Source organism: Moorena sp. SIO3H5, assembly GCF_010692395.1.
Classification (GTDB): domain Bacteria; phylum Cyanobacteriota; class Cyanobacteriia; order Cyanobacteriales; family Coleofasciculaceae; genus Moorena.
Window position 1 is genome coordinate 1 of record NZ_JAAHHS010000371.1, and the last position, 7,595, is coordinate 7,595.

Below are 7,595 nucleotides of genomic sequence, written 5' to 3' on the forward strand. Positions count from 1 at the left end.
GCTAAATTAACATCAATAGCTTCGTAAAGCCTATTATAGCGTTAATTTAACGTAAAATTGACTTGGTCAATTTGAGAGCTGAAAAGCAGTTACTGAGAGACTTTCAAGTTTTTGGAGAGGTCTAATACTGAAATCAAAGGAGAAAAGCGGATAAAAATGTCATAGCCTGATACAAATGTAGATCTCAACAGTACTAACCTAATCAATAATGACCCTAAAACGCCATAAAAAATATCACTTTCCAGGTGCAAGGTATGGCGTTTTTCCCATACCATGTAAGACACAACTACCCAAAATAAAAAACTTGTACTTAGTAAATCAGCAATGTTACTCCTGTCAGCCAGAGTCAATTGAATTGCTATTAATCCAGCTGCTATACCTACTAGCCAATATTGGGCATTTTTCAAGTGTGTAATGGTGGAAAAATGATTAGCTTTCATGGTGATTTAGCAAGATTACCAGAATCGGAGAGGTGAGAATAACACTGTTTCAGAGTTACCCTGACTAAGCTTAAAAAAATCTATAATGTTCAAAGTTAATTAGTTGTTATTAATAATTTGTAAAAATTATTAATAACAACTAATTAACTATACTATTCACAATATCCCCTGATTGCTAATGAATTCAAAATCTTAATTTATCTTGCTTTTAAATAGCACTTGTATTAAATAAAACAATAGTTATTATAGTCATTTATCAAGTCTAAAGCGTGCTTAGTTGTGTAATATTGAATTATTTGGAAAAATAAAATATATGACAAATTAATGCTTGTTCTATTCTTCCACTCAAAACTATCCCACTCAGGACGGACTATTTTTGGCTTAATTGGTTAATTCATCCAACAGCTGGACCTTTGGGGATTGCACTAAAACACCAGTTTAGTAAAAGTATTTGACAAAATAAAATTTATATGTTAAATGTAATATTTAATGATTTACATATCCCGAGATCCTCAGCGGGCAAATACCTCAACCTGCAAATAGAGGAAATTTTATAAACCAAATTATTACTAGTTAACTAAATGACTTTAGCGGAATTAAAACCTGGAAAGCTTGCCATTATTGAGAAAGTTCAGATAGGTTTGCAGGTCGAAGGTCTCGCCAATCGACTAGAAGCAATTGGCATTATTCCTGATAGACAGGTACAAGTGTTGCGTTCAGCCTGGTTTGGGGGACCTTTACACATTCGAGTTGGTTCCACCACAGAAGTAGCTATCCGACGGCAAGAAGCTAGAATGATTGTAGTTAACCCTGTCAAGGAGTAGTTAGCGCTTAGTGCTTAGGGGCGATGTTAGCAGTACCCTATTATCCTCCCCTTCCCTGCAGGGGCGCACCTAGCTGATAGCTTACTCCTCGGTTAAACAGCGAATAGCCTCTAGTAACCCTCTAGCTTTATTGAGGGTTTCTTGATATTCCTTTTCTGGGTCAGAATCTGCTACCAAGCCCGCACCAGCTTGCACTGACACGGTATGTTTACCAGAACCACATGGGCGAACTACCATAGTCCGGATTGTGATCGCACTATTGAGCTGACCTTCAAAATCGTACCAGCCATAGACACCGGAGTAAGGTCCGCGACGCTCTGGTTCAAGTTCTTGAATGATTTCCATTGCCCGAATTTTGGGGGCTCCACTGACTGTCCCCGCAGGGAAACAAGCTTTCAGTAAATCCCAAGGTGTTTTACTAGCATCCAGCTTCCCTACTACGTTGCTAACAATGTGCATGACGTGGGAGTAGCGCTCAATTAGCATCAATTGATCAACTCTGACTGTACCACTCTTGCACACACGACCCAGGTCATTCCGACCCAGGTCAACCAACATAATGTGTTCGGCAATTTCCTTGGGATCTTCGAGTAACTCCTTAGCTAGAGCTTCGTCTTGTTGAGGAGTTTGACCCCGACGTCGAGTTCCAGCAATTGGTCGTAATGTTGCCTGGATTTTTTCCTCTGGGGAAGCTGTTGCTTTTACCATTACCTCTGGGCTAGATCCAATGATTTGCCAGTCCCCAAAGTTAAAATACGCCATGTAGGGGGAGGGATTAATCAGCCTTAGGGAACGGTAAAGGGCAAAAGGGTCACCCTTGTATTCTGTTGAGAGGCGCTGGGACAATACCACCTGAAAGATATCCCCAGCTCGGATATAGTCTTTTGCTTTTTCGACATTAGCGCAGAACTGGGATTTGTCTGTATTGCTTATATAAGAGAGTTCTTGAGTAGCACTATCTGGAGGTCTCCATGGGAGTACTGTGTCCTTACCTAAGAGCTGCTCTTGCAGTTTGTTGACCAGAATACGAACGCGATCGCATGCTTTTTGATAGGCTGCTTCTAAATCTCCTTGGGCATCTCGTAAATCAGCATAAGCGATTACCCAAATCTTACGCTTGACCTGATCAAAAATAATCAGGTTGTCCACTTGCATCCACAATCCATCGGGCAAGTCATGGGATTGTAGGGGATAAATTGGCACACGGGATTCACAAAAACGAATTAACTCATAACCCCAGAAACCGAACAAACCCCCAATTCCTGGCGGCAATTGGGGTAACTTTACAGGTTGATAGGATTTCAGACAATTCGCTAAGGTTTCAAAGGGGTCTCCCTCAAATACTGTTACTGAACCATCCCGGTTGGTCTGAGTCGTGCGATTTCCCCTAGTTTCCAATATCCACAGGGGGTCACAACCTAGTAAACTGTAACGTCCCAGATTTTCACCACCTTCTACCGATTCCAACAAGAAGCTGTAGGGTTGACCAGCACAGACCTTGTACCAGGCAGAAACTGGCGTTTCTAAATCCGCCACCCACTCCTGGGTTACCGGTACAAAATTACCTTGTTGAGCTACGGTTGAAAATTGGGAAAAATCTGGGAAAATCATGGTCTTTCTCAGCTCAAGGTTGAAAATTCGGCAAACAGCTGAAACTGTTCTTCACAATATTCAACTTTTTCCCCTTTACCTTATCACTGATTCCTTAAACCTCGTAAGTTGCCTTCCCACTGAACTTGATAGTTGCAGGTTCTGGGTTGCTGCCAATATTGCGGTCTATTTTCCCTGCATAGGGACGCCCTTCGTTGACTTTCTCTGGGAATACCCCATCTGCGGGATGCAGAAACTGGATTTCACCATTGGGATAAACCCGGTAAATTTTATAGTCTTCGATTCTGGGCTTAAATGTCCGCAGTTGGGTTCCCAATGCCAGACACTGTTCCTTACGAGCTAAGTAGAGCAAGTTTTCCCCTTCATTCATGATGGCAGCGCCACCAGTAGGCATTTCAAACACTTGCTCTTTTGAGCTTGTCCAGGTAATAGCGTATTTTTCTTCAACTTCAGCTTTGGTCAGCAATCCGCCAGTGCTACCACCAAAGATGGGAGTTGTTCCCGTCAGTTCTTCTGCCATAGTCTTTTTTTCTCGTGTCTATAATAAGGCATTCAAGGGAATACTATCATCGACTTCATACCTGTCTGGCTACTTTGTCAAGAACTGTAACAGTTCTTTAGCTATTCGTGATTTTAGTCATTAGTCCTTTGTCATTTCTGCTGCCACGAGACTTTCGGCTGATTACAAAGGAGCCATGACAAATAATAACTAACAAAAACACACAAAGTGAAATATGGTTACCCGTCAAGCCAATGACATGACACTACCCACACCACCCTACCCTTATTGGTGTGTAAATTTTGCCAACCTTAATTTTCTTTAACTGAAATACTCCGATACTTGCCTACCTGGTTATTTTGGGCTTATCACCAATCCCAGCCTCATCAATCCCAGCTCTGGCTATTTGTAATGGTCAATTATGGGCTTAGCTCAAATAGCCCGCATTTCGGCATCAAGCCAGCTTTACTCTGGTGGTATCTGCCTCGGCCAATTAAATCAGGTAATTAAATCAGGTAATTAAATCAGAAAGGGAACCGACGACTGGCCGTGTTTCGTCTCGGTTCCCTGACTGGTTCGCTCCTCACACATCCGTAAATATACCGAAAACTTTCTGGATTTGTCAACCCCTTTGGCAAAATTTTTTTTTTCGGTCAAAGTTCACCTGGTGCAGGGACATCCAGTAGGTCTTCTAGAAGCGATCGCAAAACTACTTGAGTTACCCCCACTAATCCTAACCTTGCTTGAGCCAGCCTAGGGGTCTGGTGTTTCACCTCCCCCCAAATGCGACAGCTACGGTAGAACTGCTCAAAAGCATTGCTTACAGAACTTGCCAGTTTTAGCCAATTCTTTGATTCGCTTCCACTAAAGTAGTCTGTCAAGTCCATGATTTGACCAATTAAGAGTCTTTCTGCTGGATGGATCAACTGTATAAGCTGCTGATTTGTCCCTGTTCCTAGGTCGTCTTTTAACCAGGGAATTGGATATGGCACAACTATGACTCCCCTAGAGGTTTTCAAGTCCATACTCTGAATCTCTATTAAGCCCTGGCGATGAGCCAAGCGCAGGATTGAGCAGCAACGAGCATGGGCATACTGAACTCTAAAGATCTTGGAAGTATCTTGTGAGAATAGTGCTGAGTGCTGAGTGCTAAGTTCTGAGTAGGGCAACAGATTCTTTTGACCTTGTTGAGGGACAAAGCTAATCAGCGTGTCTGTTGAAGGTTGAATCCAATCTTGTAACCAAGTTGCTAACCCCTGATCTGTCAGCCAAAAATTAATCCAGCCTGGGGGAGCTACTTCAATCTCGAATTCGATCAAGTTTTGTTTCCCACCATCTTGAGTTATGGTTGGCAAAGATACAGTTAACTGATGAGCAATGGCTAGAGGACTTTGCTGCATGGCGCGAGAAAGCTTGAGTGCGATCGCTGAGCGATATGCTACACCAGTATTATCTGAGCAGCGTTCTAAAGGAATCCTTTCCAATATCAACTGGGGAATACCAGAATATACCATTGCTCTGGATATCTGTTCTTGTAATCGGGTACTCAGGGCAGCAGAATTACCTGATAAATTTACGCGCCATGAGCTACTACTCAAGGTATTTTTTGTTACTTTGGACTCCATGTAAGATCTAGATAAACTTGTGTATCCATCAGGCTCGGAGCTTATGTATTCACCATCCGACCCATTAGAGGTATCCCGACCCTTTGTAACTTGGCAAAGGATCTTAGATTGGGGACAGGAACACTACCGTTATAGGACGTTTAGCAAAGATGAGCGGATTCCTACCCGTCCTGGGTTGTTGTATTTGGTAGAGCGGGGGGCAATCCGTTTGGTGGGTACTTCTCAAGTCAGTGCTAGCCCCAATTTTTCTGGATCTCAATGCTCCCATCAGAATATGGAAGAAGCATTTTTAGGATTCATTGGTGCGGGTCAGCCCTTTGAAATTGTTGCCCTTTCACCCTTCACACTTCAGGCTTACTCCCACGTTGAGCAAACTGCTGTGGTATGGATGTACTGGGATGACTTAGACAACTGGCCACACTTCCGACGGGAGATATTAGATGCATTTAGGCTTCAGCATCAACGCAAACTCCTGTGGCTGAGTACCTTAGGACAGCGACGAACCATTGATCGGCTCTTGGGATTTCTGATACTCTTGGTTGAAGAGTTCGGGGAACCTTGTGAGCAAGGTTACTGCTTACCATTTCCCTTAACTCACGCACAAATCGGTAGTGCCATTGGCTCGACCCGCGTCACTGTCACTCGCTTAATAGGAAAGCTCCGCCAACGGGGAATCATCAACACTCATAAGGATAATTTAATTTGCTTATCAGGTGACTCAGTACCTAAGATAACTCCTAATTAGGTACATTTCTAGATACTTGTGTTCGAGTAAGTGCAGTGGAAATCTAAATTTACTGCCAAACTGGCAACACAACCATGCTAAATTCCTTTTTAATAAATATATACCTAACAGATCGCACAAATCAGCCATCCTGTGCCGTAATTGATGATCAGCTTGGCTGTGCTGTGAGGGGTAAAACCCTTCACAACACAGCCAGTTTTTTTTATAGAAATGTTTTTATTGCAATCGGTGTAATGGTGTTGCCAAATTTCTAAATTCAAGGGACAAAGCGATGCAGCGCTACTGACTGCTCTGTTAGCGTCTGGCTCTGCCAGTAAGCGCGACTCCTCACCTTAACTTCTGAGTATTTCCTACCAAACTTTCAGCAAATTTATCGAAGCGCTCGGAGAGTTTTTTATCCAAAAGCTTGCCATCTTCACCAAAGGCTTTCCAAGCCTGACCAATGGCAATTTGCTCTGGAATTACCCAACTATGTACCCAGCGCATAATTATCCGTAGGTCATTGAGAGCGTTACTATTAGACTGACCCCCCAATACACTAATCAAACCGGTAACTTTGCCTTCGAGATGTTCAAAACTCATCAAATCTAGGGCATTTTTAAGTACACCACTGACACTACCGTGATATTCCGGTGTTGCCAGAATTAAGCCATCGGCTTGCTTCACGGTTTCCTGTAATCGGGTGACATCTGGATAGTCTGCATAGTCACTATCACCAGTGCAAAATGGTAATTGCATCTGACGCAAGTCCAGGATTTCAGTTGATATACCATTAGCTTTAACTCGGTCTATAGCATGCTTTAGAGCCTGATAGCTATAGGATTCAGGACGTAAACTACCACTAATTCCAACAATGTTCACCATCTCACTAACCTCTGTTTAACTATAGTGCTGAACGCGCACGCGTGCGCGAATGCGCATGTGCTGAGTGTTTGAGTAGAGCAAGTTGTCATGTGTTCTCGTCAAAGCTACCAATTATCAAGGACAGAATTTTTATGCGTACTCGTTATGACTACGCTTAGTCTAGCAAGTTGGCACCAACTTTGTCAAACTCCTGTTGTAGCAGATCCCACTATGTCGATCATGACCGTAACTATACATTCGACCATAATGCTTTGACCGATAAGGCATAGGTGCGCTTTCCGTGATGGCGAACGCGCCCCGCGTTACCTACGGTCAAGGGATTGATCGCCATCACAGGTTGTACCTGATCATTTTGTTGTTTAATTGACAGGGCATCCAGAAAGCGCCCGAATGGCTAACACAGGTTCTGGTCCTTGACTAGTGATTAGAGCGGCAAAGCCATCGAGCCATTCAACCTACAGAACTTATGCCTTTAAGAATTAAAGCGTTAGCTAACTAACCTAACCAAATTAATAAATAAATAAATATAGTTTATTGACCTAGAGTCAACCTACTACTTGAATTGGACCCGTGGTACTGGCACTAAAGAATTGCTGCACTAAAGGATTATCTGTGGTATCTATCTCCCCAACGCTGCCGGACCACTGTACTTTGCCTTTGTAGAGAAAAACAACCCGGTCAGCGGTGCGGCGGATTGTACTCTCCTGATGGCTGACCATTAGGTAAGTACTACAAGCGTTTTCGTCCCGTTGTATCTGGCGCACTAAATCTTCAATCACTGTTGAAGCAATCGGGTCAAGTCCAGCGGTTGGTTCATCGTAGAGTAAGACCTCTGGGTTGTCCCTAGGATTATCAGGATTGTACATTATTGCACGGGCAAAACTGACTCGTTTGCGCATACCTCCTGATAATTCAGCTGGGTAGCGGTCTCCAACACCAGATAACCCTACCATCTCCAGACTTTGATTGACTAATTTCCTAATTCGA

General features: G+C 43.2%; 8 protein-coding genes. 2 read left to right on the forward strand and 6 right to left on the reverse strand.

The window, feature by feature from the left end; all coding sequences use genetic code 11:
• Positions 1-89 precede the first annotated feature (89 nt).
• On the reverse strand, positions 90-440 hold the full coding sequence (locus F6K52_RS28485) for a hypothetical protein (RefSeq protein WP_293086570.1): 351 nt from the start codon (positions 438-440) through the stop codon (positions 90-92).
• A gap of 581 nt (positions 441-1,021) precedes the next feature.
• On the opposite strand from F6K52_RS28485, the gene F6K52_RS28490 reads away from it, so the two are divergent.
• Complete coding sequence (locus F6K52_RS28490) at positions 1,022-1,264, forward strand: FeoA family protein (protein ID WP_293086574.1); 243 nt, start codon at positions 1,022-1,024, stop codon at positions 1,262-1,264.
• Between the two features lie 81 nt (positions 1,265-1,345).
• Here F6K52_RS28490 and trpE read toward each other — a convergent pair whose 3' ends face one another.
• The 3 genes from trpE to F6K52_RS28505 form a co-directional block, all read right to left on the reverse strand.
• Complete coding sequence (gene trpE / locus F6K52_RS28495) at positions 1,346-2,875, reverse strand: anthranilate synthase component I (RefSeq protein WP_293086577.1); 1,530 nt, start codon at positions 2,873-2,875, stop codon at positions 1,346-1,348.
• Positions 2,876-2,969: 94 nt separating this feature from the next.
• A complete protein-coding gene (locus tag F6K52_RS28500) occupies positions 2,970-3,395 on the reverse strand; it encodes a photosystem I reaction center subunit II PsaD (RefSeq protein ID WP_293086580.1) in 426 nt (141 codons plus the stop codon).
• A gap of 632 nt (positions 3,396-4,027) precedes the next feature.
• Positions 4,028-4,999, reverse strand: coding sequence for a DALR anticodon-binding domain-containing protein (locus F6K52_RS28505; RefSeq protein WP_293086583.1), 972 nt, complete (start codon positions 4,997-4,999; stop codon positions 4,028-4,030).
• Between the two features lie 43 nt (positions 5,000-5,042).
• Between F6K52_RS28505 and F6K52_RS28510 the strand changes: the two genes are divergently transcribed.
• Positions 5,043-5,744: a Crp/Fnr family transcriptional regulator gene (locus F6K52_RS28510; protein ID WP_293086586.1), complete on the forward strand. Its 702-nt coding sequence runs from the start codon at positions 5,043-5,045 to the stop codon at positions 5,742-5,744.
• Positions 5,745-6,071: 327 nt separating this feature from the next.
• Here the strand turns inward: F6K52_RS28510 and F6K52_RS28515 are convergent, their stop codons facing one another.
• A complete protein-coding gene (locus F6K52_RS28515) occupies positions 6,072-6,608 on the reverse strand; it encodes an NADPH-dependent FMN reductase (protein ID WP_293086589.1) in 537 nt (178 codons plus the stop codon).
• A 545-nt stretch (positions 6,609-7,153) separates the two neighbouring features.
• Positions 7,154-7,595, reverse strand: a 442-nt coding sequence (locus tag F6K52_RS28520) for an ATP-binding cassette domain-containing protein (protein ID WP_293086592.1), incomplete at its 5' end; no start/stop codon positions are given.

Coding starts and splice junctions, on each gene's coding strand:
- F6K52_RS28485 (WP_293086570.1), bottom strand. CDS start 440: ATGAAAGCTAATCATTTTTCCACCATTACACACTTGAAAAATGCCCAA.
- F6K52_RS28490 (WP_293086574.1), top strand. CDS start 1,022: ATGACTTTAGCGGAATTAAAACCTGGAAAGCTTGCCATTATTGAGAAA.
- trpE (WP_293086577.1), bottom strand. CDS start 2,875: ATGATTTTCCCAGATTTTTCCCAATTTTCAACCGTAGCTCAACAAGGT.
- F6K52_RS28500 (WP_293086580.1), bottom strand. CDS start 3,395: ATGGCAGAAGAACTGACGGGAACAACTCCCATCTTTGGTGGTAGCACT.
- F6K52_RS28505 (WP_293086583.1), bottom strand. CDS start 4,999: ATGGAGTCCAAAGTAACAAAAAATACCTTGAGTAGTAGCTCATGGCGC.
- F6K52_RS28510 (WP_293086586.1), top strand. CDS start 5,043: ATGTATTCACCATCCGACCCATTAGAGGTATCCCGACCCTTTGTAACT.
- F6K52_RS28515 (WP_293086589.1), bottom strand. CDS start 6,608: ATGGTGAACATTGTTGGAATTAGTGGTAGTTTACGTCCTGAATCCTAT.